Genomic DNA, 16,800 nt, shown 5'->3' on the forward strand with positions numbered 1-16,800 from the left:
AGACAAAAAATGAACAAGACCGTATTCTGAGTATCAGAAAACTGGTCTTGTTCATTTTTTATATTTAAGGTTAGACTTTTATCCCAGGTTCCTAGCTCTGTTAGGCAAGGCTAGAGGGGATAGAGGGTCTTTTCCCTTAATCTTCTTTGCGACGACGTCCTGCTAGACCAAGTCCTAAGATAGCAGTGCTTGCTGCAGCAGCAAGCAAGGCTGTTGAATCAGCAGTTCCTGTATTTGGCAATGTTTTCTTGCTTGTAGTATCCTTGGTCGTTTCTTTAGGAGTTGCTTGGTTAGAAGGTGTCTCCTGACCAGACTTGCTAGACGTAGTCTTAATAGCAAACAAGCTGAAATGATTGATTCTAAAGATGACATGCCCATCTTCTACTTTAGAATTAAGAAGTTCGAGTTGCCCATTTGATTTCACATGGTAAACTTGAACATCTCCTCCAAGACCATCAAGCGCAAGACGAACAGTCCGCTCTTCATTTACGTGTGTTTCCTTGCCATTTCTTGTTAAGGATAGGTCAAATAGGCGAATAGAACCTCCACCTACTTGGCGACTGATCCTATCAACAAGATCTGGTTGAGTGATCTCCTTGACGGTCACTTTTTCTGCATTAACCGGCTTGTCAAACAAGACGGTTACACTTACACCTCCAACTGTACCTGTAAAGGTTTGGTTTTTAGAGCTTGGCTTACCAGCATTGCCTTGTCCAGCATCAGCGTCTGGCTTAGCATTGCCTTGTCCAGCATCAGCGTCTGGCTTAGCATTGCCTTGTCCAGCATCAGCGTCTGGCTTAGCATCGCCTTGTCCAGCATCGCCTTGTCCAGCATCGCCTTGTCCAGCATCGCCTTGTCCAGCATCGCCTTGTCCAGCATCGCCTTGTCCAGCATCGCCTTGTCCAGCATCGCCTTGTCCAGCATCGCCTTTACCTGCATCACCGGCTTGGTCTTGTCCAGCATCGCCGGCTTGGCCTTTACCTGCATCGCCGGCTTGGCCTTTACCTGCATCGCCGGCTTGGCCTTTACCAGCATCGCCTTGTCCAGCATCGCCTTGTCCAGCATCGCCTTTACCAGCATCGCCTTGTCCAGCATCGCCTTGTCCAGCGTCGCCTTTACCAGCATCGCCTTGTCCAGCATCGCCTTGTCCAGCATCGCCTTGTCCAGCATCGCCTTTACCAGCGTCGCCTTGTCCAGCATCGCCTTTACCAGCATCGCCTTGTCCAGCGTCGCCTTGTCCAGCATCGCCTTTACCAGCATCGCCTTTACCAGCATCGCCTTTACCAGCGTCGCCTTGTCCAGCATCGCCTTGTCCAGCATCGCCTTGTCCAGCATCGCCTTGTCCAGCATCGCCTTGTCCAGCGTCGCCTTGTCCAGCGTCGCCTTGTCCAGCATCGCCTTTACCAGCGTCGCCTTTACCAGCAGTTAATCCTTTTTTATATTCGGCAACATGGGTATCTATTTCCTCTCGGGCTTTCTTCTCCAGATTTTCAACTTCTTTTCTATTTGGAGCGATATCAAATAGATTGCGGTAGTTGTCTACAATTCCCGCAAGTTTTTGGACAAGCATTTTAAAATTAGGATGCGACACGTCAACTTCATCTAAACGATCAGCCATATATTTACGCAAAGTTAGATTTGCTTTGTGTATAGCCTCCTCAGCTTGTTGGTCTCGAAGCTGAGCAAAAATATTACTTAATTGATCTAACATTGCCCGATCTCCGTCTTTAATTTCTTTTTCAAATTTTGTTCTTTGTTGTTCAGGCAGATACAAGTTTTGTAACTGATCATGTAAATCTTTCCTATAGATATCTAAGTCCGAAGATACTCCTTGTGGCCTCGGTCCATCAGCAGCCTGGACTACTTGTCCCCCCCCCCCGGCGCAGAAGAAGGTCGCAACCAATACACTGGCTACCCCTACACTAAATTTCCGAATAGAATATCGGTTCCGTCGTTCATGTCTTCCTCTCATGAGTAAGATCCTCCAATATATTTTTATTTTTTACCAGTCTATCCTAGAAATGTTAAATAGATATGAATTTTAGATAGTTTTCTCTTTTTTAATTCCAACTCGACCTTTAAAATGGCTCTCGGAGAATGCTTTACTAGAGTCATAATTAGAATTCATTCCTTTGGTTTCACTCAAGGCACAAGACAGAATGAAAAGGTCTTGTGCTCTTTGTTTTAGTCTATAATAGAAATGAGAAAGCCTATCACTACTACAAATCATGGGGAGGTGAATAAGCAAGTGGTAGAGCCACTAGCTCGCATGTTTATAGGTGTCCTTATTCCTATCAACAAGCACAAGAACTGTGACTCTGAGCACCTAAACTTATACTTGAATAAGCGACTCGTTTGTGAAAGGGAAGAACAGTCAAGGGATAGGCAGACTCAAATTTAATGGAAGTAAACATGTTAAAAACTATAATAGACTTGTTCGGTAACTACATCATCTCGTGGTTGATGATGCCACAAATCAACTCAGCTCTTAATTCAAACCGTTTTCTACGATTACGATAGGACTGTGCCAGGATTTGAAAGGTTTTAAATTTGGCATTAAAGTGTTCAACTTCAATACGGATTTTAGCCATCTCTCGATTCAACCGTCTATCCTCTTCGGTTAAGAGGTGATGTTTAGAACGCTTAGCAGGAATAAAGGTATTTTCGTGAAATTTCAAGATGCCTAAATACCCTAAATCTACGAAAACAAGGGTACTTTGGGGCAAACTATAACCAATACTCTCCTTAAAAAGGGTAAAATCATGTGTATGGCCATCTGAAAAAGCCAATTGACAAGCACGATGGCTGGTTAAGTCAAGCAGGATTTGAGTTTTTATGGTATGTCTCTTCTTTTTACCAGAATAATTCTTGCTTTGGTTTTTTTAGGACGTTGAATAGGACTTTCAGTGACATCAATGGCAACAGTGGCGCTAGGTGCTTCTAAGTGGTCTAAATCAAAGAGGCCTGAAAAACGAAGAGTGTCCTCTACCCATGTAATGGTCTCATTGACAGTTGCCACACCTACACCAAAATCAAATGCCAACAAGCGTTGAGTGGGGTAATAGCGTAAGTAGCGCAAGGTCATGATAAGTTGGTCTTCCATACTTAGACGGAGTGGGCGTCCTCCTTTTCGGTGTTGCTCTTGATAAGCGTCAGTGAGATAATCAAGCATCAGTTGAAACGTCGCTTTTTTAACACCTATCAACAATTTGAAATTCTCTGAGTTTAATTTTAAGGCTTTTTCGTATGCTGTTTCCATAGCTTTAGTATACCACCTTTGAGTTACCGAACAAGTCTAATGAAATCTTTGAAATAACGAGTATATCCTTTTTATTAAAAACTGACTTACTTGATCGGCTATACTTATTTGTTTTACGACTATAAAGCAAGTCTCCACTAAGATCGGGATGACTGGATAAAATATCACGAAGGAGCTAAAAATCTCTCTGTATCGTCTTTTCACTAACCTCGAATTCCTGGGCCAGTTGCTTTTCTCCTAATGAAGTACCTAACTGTAAGCGTAAAAAGATCGTTAGTAGTCTCTCTTGATCATTCATCTAATGTCCTTTTTGTTCATCTTCAAGCGATGATAGACACGCTGTCATTCCCCACTTAAAACGCACAATCAAACGAGATTGAACATTTTTCAACTGGTCTGGTTCAGAATTACCGGATAAAACAATTTGCGTTTTCCTACCAAAGAAAGAATTAAAGAGGTTAAAAAATTTTTCTTGAATCATATCATCTTTTTCTCCCAATACCTGAATATCATCTACTAGTAGAAGACCCAACTCCTCACTTCTAACTTTTTGGATTTCTGGCTCATTTTCCAATAAGTTTACGGCAGAAATATATTTTACTCGCTTTTCTGGATTGTTCTCAAGAACCTTATTTCCAATTGCTTGCAGGAGATGTGCTTTTTACTGAACCCGATTCCCCATAAATATAAAATGGATTGTATTTTAAGCCTAAGTTCTTTACTACTTCTACGGCTTCTTTATTTGTTAAAACATTACCATCTTTTTCTACAAAATTTTCAAATTGATATTTTTTATTTAAGCCTATATTATTCATCATTTAAACCTCTTTCTCTTTTATACCATAAGTATAACAAAACAGATGGACAATATTTGTCCATCTGTTAATTTTTTAAAACAACTCATCAAACAAACTCAGCTGGTTATCCTCTGGCATATTTCCGAGAATGCCCATCTCATCCATCTTTTCAACCAAGGTTAATGAGAGTCCACCACGCTTGCGTAGTTCTGTTTTAGAGAGGAATTCTCCCTCTTCACGCGCTCGCACCAGCTGCTTGGCAACGTTCTCTCCCAGACCATCCATGGCAACAAATGGCGGGATGAGGGTATCTCCATCGATAAGGAACTCTGTCGCCTGACTACGGTAGAGATCGAGTTTTCCAAACTTGAAACCACGTTCCCACATCTCATTAACAATCTCAAGAGTTGTATAGAGATCAATTTCCACATTAGAGGCTTCATTGTTCTTCCGTTTTTCAGAGATTTCTTCCATTCTGCGCTTGATAGCATCCAAGCCCGCCCCCATAGTCTTGATATCAAAAGCCTTAGCGCGTATGGAGAAGTAAGCACAGTAGTAATAAATGGGATGGTGAACCTTGAAGTAAGCTACACGCAAGGCCATCATAACGTAGGCTGCCGCATGGGCTTTAGGGAACATGTACTTAATTTTCCCACAGGACTCGATATACCACTCTGGTACCTTATTAGCCGTCATAGCTTCGATATAGCCATTTCTCTCCTCTTCTGAAATCTTCAGCCACAAACCTTTACGAACCCGTTCCATGATAGTAAAGGCCATCTTAGGCTCGAGGCCAGCATGCATGAGGTAAACCATGATGTCGTCCCGACAACCGATAACGGTCGACAGGTCCGCAATTCCTTGCTTGATTAAATCCTGAGCATTTCCCAACCACACATCTGTACCGTGGGACAACCCTGACAACTGAAGCAACTCCGCAAAAGTTGTCGGATGGGTCTCGTCTACCATTCCACGTACAAAGTTGGTCCCAAACTCTGGAATCCCCAGCATACCCGTCGGCGTTCCAATTTGCTCAGGAGTCACACCTAGCACATCAGTCCCTGAAAAGAGGGCCATCACACCTTCGTCATCCATAGGGATTTCATTAGGATCAATCCCAGACAAGTCCTGCAGTTTCCGAATCATGGTCGGATCATCATGCCCCAGTACATCGAGTTTGAGGACGTTCTCATCGATATCATGGAAGTTAAAGTGAGTGGTCTGCCATTCAGCCGTCACATCATCTGCTGGATACTGAACAGGCGTAAAGTCGTAGACATCCATGTAGTTAGGGATAACAACGATTCCTCCTGGGTGTTGGCCTGTCGTTCGTTTGACACCAGCTGCACCTTGAGCGAGACGTTCCACCTCTGCATCACGATAAAACTTGCCATAATCTCGCTCATAGCCCTTGACAAATCCATAAGCGGTCTTGGCAGCTACTGTACCAACTGTTCCTGCACGGAAGGCATATTCCTCACCAAAGATATCACGCACATCCAAGTGGGCGCTAGGCTGGTCTTCTCCCGAGAAGTTCAAATCAATATCAGGAACCTTGTCCCCATCAAAACCAAGGAAGGTCTCGAAAGGAATATCTTGCCCATTTTTGCTGAGTTTGTGGGCACATTTTGGGCAGTCCTTATTGGGCATATCAAAACCTGAACCGTAAGAACCATCAGTTATAAACTCACTGTACTGACACTGACCACAGACATAGTGTGGAGAGAGAGGATTAACCTCTGTAATCCCAATCATGGTCGCAACGAAACTGGACCCAACAGACCCACGAGAACCAACCAAGTAGCCCCGTTCATTGGAACGTTGCACCAGCATCTGGGAAGCTAGATAAATCACAGCAAATCCATTCCCCAGAATAGAGGTTAGTTCTTTTTCAATCCGCAAATCAACAATATCTGGCAGCGGATTTCCATAAATCTCAAAGGCATTCTTATAGGTCAACTCAGCAACCGTTTCTTCCGCCTTGTCAATGAAAGGCGTGTACAGGTCACTCTTAACCACCTCAACAGGCTCAAAGGTTTCTGCCAAGGCATTTGTGTTTTCAATAACCAGTTTACGAGCCAGTTCCTCTCCCAAGAAGGCAAATTCATCCAACATCTCATTTGTCGTTCTAAAATGAGCCTTGGGAAGAGGAGCTGGTTGGGCATGTTCACCGTGACCAATGGTTCGGTTAATCATAGCCCCCTGTCCCAAACTACGGACGATAATTTCACGATAAATTTCTTCTTCCGGTTCGATATAGTGGACATTTCCCGTAGCTAGAACAGGCTTGCCAAGGCGATCTCCAACCTCTATCAAACTCTTGATAATGGTCTGGAGTTCCTCCATATCCTTAACCTGCTCTTTAGCAATCAATGACGCATAGATAGCTGGTGGCATGACCTCGATAAAGTCATAATACTTGGCCACCTCAACCGCCGCATCCACACCTTGGGAAACGACTGCATCAAAAACTTCACCCTCTGAACATGCTGATCCTAAAATCAAGCCCTCTCGATGGGCATCTAGAACCGTTCTCGGAATCCGTGGCACCCCTTCAAAGTACTTAGTATTGGACAAAGAAACCAGTTTAAAGATATTTTTTAGACCTACTTGATTCTTGACATAGATGGTCGCATGCTTGATCCGAGCTTTTTTATAAGAGTCTGGACTAATCAAATCAATATTTAGTCTAGCCAAATCAGTCACACCATGTTTTTCTGCTACATCCTTGATAAAGATAAAGAGCAAACGACCAGTAGCTTCCGCATCGTAGTTAGCCATGTGGTGGTGGTCCAGCGCCACACCAAAACGCTTGGTCAAAGGCCCCAAACCATGACGTTTATACTCAGGATAGAGATTTCTAGCAAACTCGAGCGTATCAATAACTGGTTGGCTAATCTTAGGCAAATCATGACGCTCATAGTTAGCATTCATAAAGCCAACGTCAAAGGTCGCATTGTGGGCAACTAGAACCGTATTCTTGCAGAATTCCTGGAATTCTTGCAAAACTTGTTCTAGTGGTTTAGCATTTTTGACATGATCATCTGTAATTCCAGTCAACTCGGTAGTAAAGGCTGACAAGGGATATCCAGGATTGATAAATTCATCAAATTCAGCAATAACATTTCCCTTGTACATCTTAGACGCCGCAACCTGAATCAAGTCATTATAGATGGCTGAAAGTCCCGTCGTTTCCACGTCAAAAACCACGTAGGTCGCTTCTGACAATTCCATCTCCACTTCGTTGTAAACGATAGGAACACGGTCTTCAACGATATTGGCTTCCATTCCATAAATCAGCTGGATTCCAGCCTTCTTGGCCGCCTTATAGCCGTGTGGGAAGGATTGAACATTCCCGTGGTCCGTGATGGCAACTGCTTTGTGTCCCCACTTAGCAGCGGTCGCAACGATTTCTTCAACCTCTGGTAGGGCATCCATGGTCGACATATTAGTATGAGCATGAAACTCAACCCGACGCCCACCTTCTGGCATCAAATCCTTCCGCTCATAGTGAACAACTTCCTGCACATCCTGCACGTTCATTGTCAAATCGCGTGTGAAGTTATTCATCTCTACATTCCCACGAACTCTGAGCCAAGAATTTTTCTTAATGATGTCAAACTTCTGAGCCTCTTCTTCATTCTTAACCCATTTTTGCATTGAAAAACTTGAACTATAGTCCGTCATCTTAAAGTTAATCAAGACACGCCCTGTCCTGGTCACTTTATGCCCCACATCAAAAACGACCCCTTCAAAGACCAAACGATTTTCCTCAGTCGTCACATCAATCATCTGGGTAACTTCAGCCTTATCCAATTTTGGTTTTGCCGCAGCCTTTTTAGCCTGAAAATCAAAGGTCAGTTTCTCTTCTACTGAAGGAGGAGCCATCTGTTCCAGTTGTTCCATAGCACGTAAAGCCTCTTCATTAGCAGCCTGAACGATTTGTTCATTCTCCGCATGGAAGGCCTCCTCCTGCTCCTGTGTAAGAGCATCATTCTTTTCGATTTGGCAGACAAAAGCTGGGAAACCAAACTTTTCAAGTTGCTTTGTTAAATTAGGAAGATGATTCTTCTTAAAGTGCTCCTTATCAATCACCTCTGAAGCCTCAATAAAGAGCTGATTTCCCTCCGCGCGAACTTGCAAATTCTGATAAAGAGACTTAAACCCTTGACTAGCACATGGACCTTCAGAAAAAGCCTCCTTATAGTAGACCTGCAAGAGTTCATTTGAAAATTCTTGAGAGAGAGCCCTGATTTCGAAAACAGCTTGATTCCCTGTCTTAGAAAATTCTTCACTCAGCCCTTTCTTTAACTCTAAAAAGGTTTCAATCGGTAAAATATTAGAAAATACAAAATGAAATTCCCAAACCTTACTAATTTTATGAACCACAACACGCTCAATACTTGCATTAACAAGAGCAGGATCCTGTCTCAATTGATCAGAGACTCCTATTTGATTCATTAAAATTTCAAACTTACTTGACATTCAATTTCCTCACATTATTCTCATACTATTTTACCATAATTAAAGAAAATATATAGCCACTACCATTCCTTAAGCACTGCTAGTTTTCCTAAATTCATTCCTTAAAAACAAAAAAAGATTCTCAGAATCTCCTTAATACATATAAAAAAGATACCCTTCAGTATCCCCATAATCAATCGGGAAGACAGGATTCGAACCTGCGACACCTTGGTCCCAAACCAAGTACTCTACCAAGCTGAGCTACTTCCCGCGTCAAATAAAAAAATGCACCCTAGAGGAGTCGAACCTCTAACCGCCTGATTCGTAGTCAGGTACTCTATCCAGTTGAGCTAAGGGTGCTCATCATTATATGCCGAGGACCGGAATCGAACCGGTACGATCGTTACCAATCGCAGGATTTTAAGTCCTGTGCGTCTGCCAGTTCCGCCACCCCGGCCTCTCTAAGCGAACGACGGGATTCGAACCCGCGACCCCCACCTTGGCAAGGTGGTGTTCTACCACTGAACTACGTTCGCATCGACCTCTTATTCTATATAAAAAAATGCCGGCTACATGACTTGAACACGCGACCCTCTGATTACAAATCAGATGCTCTACCAACTGAGCTAAGCCGGCTGCTTTCTATTATGCGGGTTAAGGGACTTGAACCCCCACGCCGTTAAGCGCCAGATCCTAAATCTGGTGCGTCTGCCAATTCCGCCAAACCCGCAAATATGACCCGTACTGGGCTCGAACCAGTGACCCATTGATTAAAAGTCAATTGCTCTACCAACTGAGCTAACGAGTCTAAAATAACTTCCGTTACCTTAAACGGTCCCGACGGGAATCGAACCCGCGATCTTCGCCGTGACAGGGCGACGTGATAACCGCTACACTACGGGACCTATATGGGAGTTAACGGGATCGAACCGCTGACCCTCTGCTTGTAAGGCAGATGCTCTCCCAGCTGAGCTAAACTCCCAAAAGAGTGGAGTCAGCTCCCTGACTCCTCTTGCTAAGCGACTTCCATATCTCACAGGGGGCAACCCCCAACTACTTCCGGCGTTCTAGGGCTTAACTGCTGTGTTCGGCATGGGTACAGGTGTATCTCCTAGGCTATCGTCACTTAACTCTGAGTAATACCTACTCAAAATTGAATATCTATCAAATACCAAGTAAACCTCACACTTTGTATCCTCAGTTACTTTGGATAAGTCCTCGAGCTATTAGTATTAGTCCGCTACATGTGTCGCCACACTTCCACTTCTAACCTATCTACCTAATCATCTCTCAGGGCTCTTACTGATATATAATCATGGGAAATCTCATCTTGAGGTGGGTTTCACACTTAGATGCTTTCAGCGTTTATCCCTTCCCTACATAGCTACCCAGCGATGCCTTTGGCAAGACAACTGGTACACCAGCGGTAAGTCCACTCTGGTCCTCTCGTACTAGGAGCAGATCCTCTCAAATTTCCTACGCCCGCGACGGATAGGGACCGAACTGTCTCACGACGTTCTGAACCCAGCTCGCGTGCCGCTTTAATGGGCGAACAGCCCAACCCTTGGGACCGACTACAGCCCCAGGATGCGACGAGCCGACATCGAGGTGCCAAACCTCCCCGTCGATGTGAACTCTTGGGGGAGATAAGCCTGTTATCCCCAGGGTAGCTTTTATCCGTTGAGCGATGGCCCTTCCATACGGAACCACCGGATCACTAAGCCCGACTTTCGTCCCTGCTCGAGTTGTAGCTCTCACAGTCAAGCTCCCTTATACCTTTACACTCTGCGAATGATTTCCAACCATTCTGAGGGAACCTTTGGGCGCCTCCGTTACCTTTTAGGAGGCGACCGCCCCAGTCAAACTGCCCGTCAGACACTGTCTCCGATAGGGTTCACCTATCCAGGTTAGAGTGGCCATAACACAAGGGTAGTATCCCAACAGCGTCTCCTTCGAAACTGGCGTCCCGATCTCTTAGACTCCTACCTATCCTGTACATGTGGTACAGACACTCAATATCAAACTGCAGTAAAGCTCCATGGGGTCTTTCCGTCCTGTCGCGGGTAACCTGCATCTTCACAGGTACTAAAATTTCACCGAGTCTCTCGTTGAGACAGTGCCCAAATCATTACGCCTTTCGTGCGGGTCGGAACTTACCCGACAAGGAATTTCGCTACCTTAGGACCGTTATAGTTACGGCCGCCGTTTACTGGGGCTTCAATTCATACCTTCGCTTACGCTAAGCACTCCTCTTAACCTTCCAGCACCGGGCAGGCGTCACCCCCTATACATCATCTTACGATTTAGCAGAGAGCTGTGTTTTTGATAAACAGTTGCTTGGGCCTATTCACTGCGGCTGACTTAAAGTCAGCACCCCTTCTCCCGAAGTTACGGGGTCATTTTGCCGAGTTCCTTAACGAGAGTTCTCTCGCTCACCTGAGGCTACTCGCCTCGACTACCTGTGTCGGTTTGCGGTACGGGTAGAGTATGTTTAAACGCTAGAAGCTTTTCTTGGCAGTGTGACGTCACTAACTTCGCTACTAAACTTCGCTCCCCATCACAGCTCAATGTTATAGAACTAAGCATTTAACTCAATTCACACCTCACTGCTTAGACAGACACTTCCATTCGTCTGCTTTAGTTAGCCTACTGCGTCCCTCCATCACTACATACTCTAGTACAGGAATATCAACCTGTTGTCCATCGGATACACCTTTCGGTCTCTCCTTAGGTCCCGACTAACCCAGGGCGGACGAGCCTTCCCCTGGAAACCTTAGTCTTACGGTGGACAGGATTCTCACCTGTCTTTCGCTACTCATACCGGCATTCTCACTTCTATGCGTTCCAGCACTCCTCACGGTACACCTTCTCCACACATAGAACGCTCTCCTACCATACCTATAAAGGTATCCACAGCTTCGGTAAATTGTTTTAGCCCCGGTACATTTTCGGCGCAGGGTCACTCGACTAGTGAGCTATTACGCACTCTTTGAATGAATAGCTGCTTCTAAGCTAACATCCTAGTTGTCTGTGCAACCCCACATCCTTTTCCACTTAACAATTATTTTGGGACCTTAGCTGGTGGTCTGGGCTGTTTCCCTTTCGACTACGGATCTTAGCACTCGCAGTCTGACTGCCGACCACAATTCTTTGGCATTCGGAGTTTATCTGAGATTGGTAATCCGGGATGGACCCCTCACCCAAACAGTGCTCTACCTCCAAGAATCTTTATGTCGACGCTAGCCCTAAAGCTATTTCGGAGAGAACCAGCTATCTCCAAGTTCGTTTGGAATTTCTCCGCTACCCACAAGTCATCCAAGCACTTTTCAACGTGCCCTGGTTCGGTCCTCCAGTGCGTCTTACCGCACCTTCAACCTGCTCATGGGTAGGTCACATGGTTTCGGGTCTACGACATGATACTAATGCGCCCTATTCAGACTCGGTTTCCCTACGGCTCCGTCTCTTCAACTTAACCTCGCATCATATCGTAACTCGCCGGTTCATTCTACAAAAGGCACGCTCTCACCCATTAACGGGCTCGAACTTGTTGTAGGCACACGGTTTCAGGTTCTATTTCACTCCCCTCCCGGGGTGCTTTTCACCTTTCCCTCACGGTACTGGTTCACTATCGGTCACTAGGGAGTATTTAGGGTTAGGAGATGGTCCTCCCAGATTCCGACGGGATTTCTCGTGTCCCGCCGTACTCAGGATACTGCTAGGTACAAAGACTATTTTAAATACGAGGCTTTTACTCTCTTTGGCTGATCTTCCCAAATCATTCTTCTATAATCTTTGAGTCCACAGTGCAGTCCTACAACCCCGAAGAGTAAACTCTTCGGTTTGCCCTCCTGCCGTTTCGCTCGCCGCTACTAAGGCAATCGCTTTTGCTTTCTCTTCCTGCAGCTACTTAGATGTTTCAGTTCACTGCGTCTTCCTCCTCACATCCTTAACAGATATGGGTAACAGGTAGTACCTGTTGGGTTCCCCCATTCGGAAATCCCTGGATCATTGCTTACTTACAGCTACCCAAGGCATATCGTCGTTTGTCACGTCCTTCTTCGGCTCCTAGTGCCAAGGCATCCACCGTGCGCCCTTATTAACTTAACCTTATTTTTGACCTTTCAGTCAGAAACTCTTTTAATACTACAGCGTTTCGGTTTATTTTCTTGTTACTATTTGATATAGATATTCAATTTTCAATGTGCATTACTTGGTAATCTCTCACCAATGGAGCCTAGCGGGATCGAACCGCTGACCTCCTGCGTGCAAAGCAGGCGCTCTCCCAGCTGAGCTAAGGCCCCACAAGACCTCTCAAGACTAAACAAGACCAATGTGCAGTTCCTTATCCTTAGAAAGGAGGTGATCCAGCCGCACCTTCCGATACGGCTACCTTGTTACGACTTCACCCCAATCATCTATCCCACCTTAGGCGGCTGGCTCCTTACGGTTACCTCACCGACTTCGGGTGTTACAAACTCTCGTGGTGTGACGGGCGGTGTGTACAAGGCCCGGGAACGTATTCACCGCGGCGTGCTGATCCGCGATTACTAGCGATTCCGACTTCATGTAGGCGAGTTGCAGCCTACAATCCGAACTGAGACTGGCTTTAAGAGATTAGCTTGCCGTCACCGGCTTGCGACTCGTTGTACCAGCCATTGTAGCACGTGTGTAGCCCAGATCATAAGGGGCATGATGATTTGACGTCATCCCCACCTTCCTCCGGTTTATTACCGGCAGTCTCGCTAGAGTGCCCAACTAAATGATGGCAACTAACAATAGGGGTTGCGCTCGTTGCGGGACTTAACCCAACATCTCACGACACGAGCTGACGACAACCATGCACCACCTGTCACCTCTGTCCCGAAGGAAAACTCTATCTCTAGAGCGGTCAGAGGGATGTCAAGACCTGGTAAGGTTCTTCGCGTTGCTTCGAATTAAACCACATGCTCCACCGCTTGTGCGGGCCCCCGTCAATTCCTTTGAGTTTCAACCTTGCGGTCGTACTCCCCAGGCGGAGTGCTTAATGCGTTAGCTGCGGCACTAAACCCCGGAAAGGGTCTAACACCTAGCACTCATCGTTTACGGCGTGGACTACCAGGGTATCTAATCCTGTTTGCTCCCCACGCTTTCGAGCCTCAGCGTCAGTTACAAGCCAGAGAGCCGCTTTCGCCACCGGTGTTCCTCCATATATCTACGCATTTCACCGCTACACATGGAATTCCACTCTCCCCTCTTGCACTCAAGTTAAACAGTTTCCAAAGCGTACTATGGTTAAGCCACAGCCTTTAACTTCAGACTTATCTAACCGCCTGCGCTCGCTTTACGCCCAATAAATCCGGACAACGCTCGGGACCTACGTATTACCGCGGCTGCTGGCACGTAGTTAGCCGTCCCTTTCTGGTAAGATACCGTCACAGTGTGAACTTTCCACTCTCACACTCGTTCTTCTCTTACAACAGAGCTTTACGATCCGAAAACCTTCTTCACTCACGCGGCGTTGCTCGGTCAGACTTTCGTCCATTGCCGAAGATTCCCTACTGCTGCCTCCCGTAGGAGTCTGGGCCGTGTCTCAGTCCCAGTGTGGCCGATCACCCTCTCAGGTCGGCTATGTATCGTCGCCTTGGTGAGCCGTTACCTCACCAACTAGCTAATACAACGCAGATCCATCTGGTAGTGATGCATTTGCACCTTTCAATGGATTATCATGCGATAATCCATTTTATGCGGTATTAGCTATCGTTTCCAATAGTTATCCCCCGCTACCAGGTAGGTTACCTACGCGTTACTCACCCGTTCGCAACTCATCCAAAAAGAGCAAGCTCCTCTCTTCAGCGTTCTACTTGCATGTATTAGGCACGCCGCCAGCGTTCATCCTGAGCCAGGATCAAACTCTCATTAAAAGTTTGAGTTCTCACTCATTTCTGTCACTGACAGATTTATTGTTTTTTCATTGTTCAGTACTATAACCTTAGTTATAGTGCCCTGCACATTGGTTCGTCTTGTTCAGTTTTCAAAGGTCTTTGTCACTCACTCTCTCAAGCGACAACTATATTAGTATATCACAGCTCCCTGTCTCTGTCAACAGTTTTTTTAAACTTTTTTCAAGTTTTTTTCTACCACGATACACTCATAGTCCGTACGGGATTCGAACCCGTGTTACCGCCGTGAAAAGGCGGTGTCTTAACCCCTTGACCAACGGACCTTGAGCCTTTCAACTCTTTCTATTATACCTACTTTTCCCCCTTTGTCAAGAACTTTTTTCCTCTTTATCGAAATTCTGAAAAGATAGTAGAAAAGAGCCAGTTAAACTGACTCCTTCTATTTATCTTACCAATTAGTCGCACGTTCCTCTCCCCACCAGTATGGAATCAACTCGGCAACTTTGATTGTTTTCTCGTTTCGTAGTCCATCATGAATTCTGCATCTTTATTTTCAGCGTTCAACTCTAAGAGGAATTCTCTGCAAGCGCCACAAGGCATACCGGAACTTCCACCATAAGGTGGTTTGTCTCGAAAGGCTAATACTTTTTTAACCTTAGTTTGTTCTGAAAATTGGTACATATTAAAGAGGGCCACCCGTTCTGCGCAGAGATGGAAAACACCACAGGTTCCCTCCATACAGAAACCTGTAAATATTTGTCCATCTTCTGCTTCTACTGCGGCCACAACATGGTTAGCGTAAACAAAATCAGATACTTCATGTGGATCGTATAGCTTCTGTGCTTCTTCGTACATCTTTTCCCAGATGTCCATTATTGTACCCTTCTTATTTAGAGATTTCTTTTAACATATTTTCTATATGCTGTATTGATTTTTCACGACCTAACAAGAAGATCGTATCTGGCAATTCTGGTCCATGCATTTCACCTGAAACTGCGATGCGAATAGGCATGAAAAGATTTTTCCCTTTAATACCTGTTTCTTTTTGAACAGCTTTGATTTGCGGGAAGATATTTTCTGTCACAAATTCCTCATCTGTCATTGCTTCTAGTTTCGCTTTGAAGGCTTCTAGAACAACCGGAACGGTTTCTCCTGCCATAACCTCGCGCTCTGCTTCTGTCAATTCTGGGAAATCCAAGAAGAAAAGATCTGTCAATGGAATAATTTCATCTACTGATTTCATTTGTGGTTTATAGAGCTCAACTAGTTTTTCAGCTTTGTCAGTTAAACGTCCTGCTTCCTCTAAGAATGGTTTTGCCATTTCAAAGATAGTAGCTAGATTGGCTCTCTTGATATAGTCATTGCTCATCCAGTCTAGTTTTTTCTGGTCAAAGGCTGCTGGAGACTTGCTGAGGCGGTTTTCATCGAAAAGTTTAATGAGTTCTTCACGAGAGAAGATTTCATCTTCGCCACCTGGGTTCCAACCAAGAAGAGCAATAAAGTTAAAGACTGCTTCTGGAAGGTAACCTTTCTTTCGGTAATCTTCGATAAATTGAAGTGTATTAGTATCACGTTTAGATAACTTCTTACCAGTCTCAGAGTTGATAATCAAGGTCATATGGCCGAACTCTGGAGCTTCCCAGCCAAGTGCTTCATATACCATAAGCTGTTTTGGTGTATTAGCAATGTGGTCGTCTCCACGGATAACATGGGAGATTTGCATATCATGGTCATCAATGACAACGGCAAAGTTGTAAGTAGGGTAGCCATCTTTCTTTTGGATAACCCAATCACCACCGATATTGCCACCTTCAAATTCGATATCGCCTTTGACCATATCATGCCACTTGTAGATACCTGACTCATTGACAGCCAAGCGCACAGTTGGGATGATTCCTGCTGCTTCGCGTTCTACGATGTAAGCCGCTTTTTCCTCTTCACTCATACCTAGGTATTCATTTACGTAGCGAGGGGTTTCACCAGCTGCTTCTTGGCGTTCGCGTTCAGCTGCCAACTCTTCTTCTGTAACGTAAGATTTGTAGGCTTTTCCTTCAGCTAATAGTTGGTCAATGTATTTTTGATACAAGTCCAAACGCTCAGACTGGCGGTAATTTTCATGTGTTTCTGGGCTTTCATCCCAATCCATACCTAACCAACGAAGGTTTTCAAGCTGTGAACGTTCCCCATCCTCGACATGACGTTTACGGTCAGTATCTTCGATACGAATGATAAATGTTCCACCATGATGGCGTGCATACAAGTAGTTAAACAATGCTGTACGGGCATTCCCGATGTGTAGTAGTCCTGTTGGACTTGGTGCGTAACGTACGCGAATATCTTTTGACATAGTTTCTCCTATAAAGTCTCTAGGCGTCTGCCTTTTTGCTTTCTATATTATATC

The 16,800-nt window shown here is 45.1% G+C and carries 5 protein-coding genes, 11 tRNA genes, 3 rRNA genes and 3 pseudogenes; all 22 read right to left on the reverse strand.

Going from position 1 to position 16,800, the window contains the following annotated elements; translation table 11 throughout:
* Positions 1–136: 136 nt before the first annotated feature.
* Positions 137–1,972 (reverse strand): YSIRK-type signal peptide-containing protein, encoded by a 1,836-nt coding sequence (locus OVN21_RS08025; protein WP_267248016.1) that lies wholly within the window; start codon positions 1,970–1,972, stop codon positions 137–139.
* Between the two features lie 472 nt (positions 1,973–2,444).
* Positions 2,445–3,259: pseudogene (locus OVN21_RS08030) on the reverse strand (IS5 family transposase).
* 34 nt (positions 3,260–3,293) lie between these two features.
* Positions 3,294–3,557, reverse strand: a pseudogene (locus tag OVN21_RS08035) (transcriptional regulator); the annotation flags it as partial.
* The gene (locus tag OVN21_RS08040; RefSeq protein ID WP_323744052.1) at positions 3,558–3,908 is read right to left on the reverse strand and encodes a DnaA ATPase domain-containing protein; all 351 of its coding nucleotides are present in this window, start codon (positions 3,906–3,908) and stop codon (positions 3,558–3,560) included. It abuts the pseudogene before it with no gap.
* Complete coding sequence (locus OVN21_RS08045; RefSeq protein WP_267248017.1) at positions 3,889–4,077, reverse strand: DnaA ATPase domain-containing protein; 189 nt, start codon at positions 4,075–4,077, stop codon at positions 3,889–3,891. Before OVN21_RS08045 ends, OVN21_RS08040 begins: the two co-directional genes overlap by 20 nt.
* 72 nt (positions 4,078–4,149) lie before the next feature.
* Complete coding sequence (locus OVN21_RS08050) at positions 4,150–8,541, reverse strand: PolC-type DNA polymerase III (RefSeq protein WP_267248018.1); 4,392 nt, start codon at positions 8,539–8,541, stop codon at positions 4,150–4,152.
* Positions 8,542–8,717: 176 nt separating this feature from the next.
* Positions 8,718–8,791, reverse strand: a tRNA-Pro gene (locus tag OVN21_RS08055).
* Between the two features lie 15 nt (positions 8,792–8,806).
* Positions 8,807–8,880 (reverse strand) — tRNA-Arg (locus OVN21_RS08060).
* An 11-nt stretch (positions 8,881–8,891) separates the two neighbouring features.
* A tRNA-Leu gene (locus tag OVN21_RS08065) sits at positions 8,892–8,977 on the reverse strand.
* Positions 8,978–8,984: 7 nt separating this feature from the next.
* Positions 8,985–9,056 (reverse strand) — tRNA-Gly (locus tag OVN21_RS08070).
* 27 nt (positions 9,057–9,083) lie between these two features.
* A tRNA-Thr gene (locus OVN21_RS08075) sits at positions 9,084–9,156 on the reverse strand.
* A gap of 12 nt (positions 9,157–9,168) precedes the next feature.
* Positions 9,169–9,250: transfer RNA gene (locus OVN21_RS08080), tRNA-Leu, on the reverse strand.
* Between the two features lie 5 nt (positions 9,251–9,255).
* Positions 9,256–9,328, reverse strand: a tRNA-Lys gene (locus OVN21_RS08085).
* 24 nt (positions 9,329–9,352) lie between these two features.
* Positions 9,353–9,425 (reverse strand) — tRNA-Asp (locus OVN21_RS08090).
* 4 nt (positions 9,426–9,429) lie between these two features.
* Positions 9,430–9,502 (reverse strand) — tRNA-Val (locus OVN21_RS08095).
* 32 nt (positions 9,503–9,534) lie between these two features.
* A 5S ribosomal RNA gene (rrf, locus tag OVN21_RS08100) occupies positions 9,535–9,650 on the reverse strand.
* A gap of 76 nt (positions 9,651–9,726) precedes the next feature.
* Positions 9,727–12,627 (reverse strand): 23S ribosomal RNA (locus OVN21_RS08105).
* Positions 12,628–12,748: 121 nt separating this feature from the next.
* A tRNA-Ala gene (locus tag OVN21_RS08110) sits at positions 12,749–12,821 on the reverse strand.
* Between the two features lie 51 nt (positions 12,822–12,872).
* Positions 12,873–14,420, reverse strand: a 16S ribosomal RNA gene (locus OVN21_RS08115).
* The 16S, 23S and 5S rRNA genes sit together here with 11 tRNA genes alongside, the layout of an rRNA operon.
* Positions 14,421–14,650: 230 nt before the next feature.
* Positions 14,651–14,722, reverse strand: a tRNA-Glu gene (locus OVN21_RS08120).
* Between the two features lie 125 nt (positions 14,723–14,847).
* A pseudogene (locus OVN21_RS08125) lies at positions 14,848–15,272 on the reverse strand (cytidine deaminase family protein).
* Positions 15,273–15,285: 13 nt separating this feature from the next.
* Complete coding sequence (gene gltX, locus OVN21_RS08130) at positions 15,286–16,746, reverse strand: glutamate--tRNA ligase (protein ID WP_267248019.1); 1,461 nt, start codon at positions 16,744–16,746, stop codon at positions 15,286–15,288.
* Between the last annotated feature and the right edge of the window lie 54 nt (positions 16,747–16,800).

Origin of the sequence: Streptococcus sp. Marseille-Q5986 (assembly GCF_946902915.1) — a bacterium.
Classification (GTDB): Bacteria; Bacillota; Bacilli; order Lactobacillales; family Streptococcaceae; genus Streptococcus.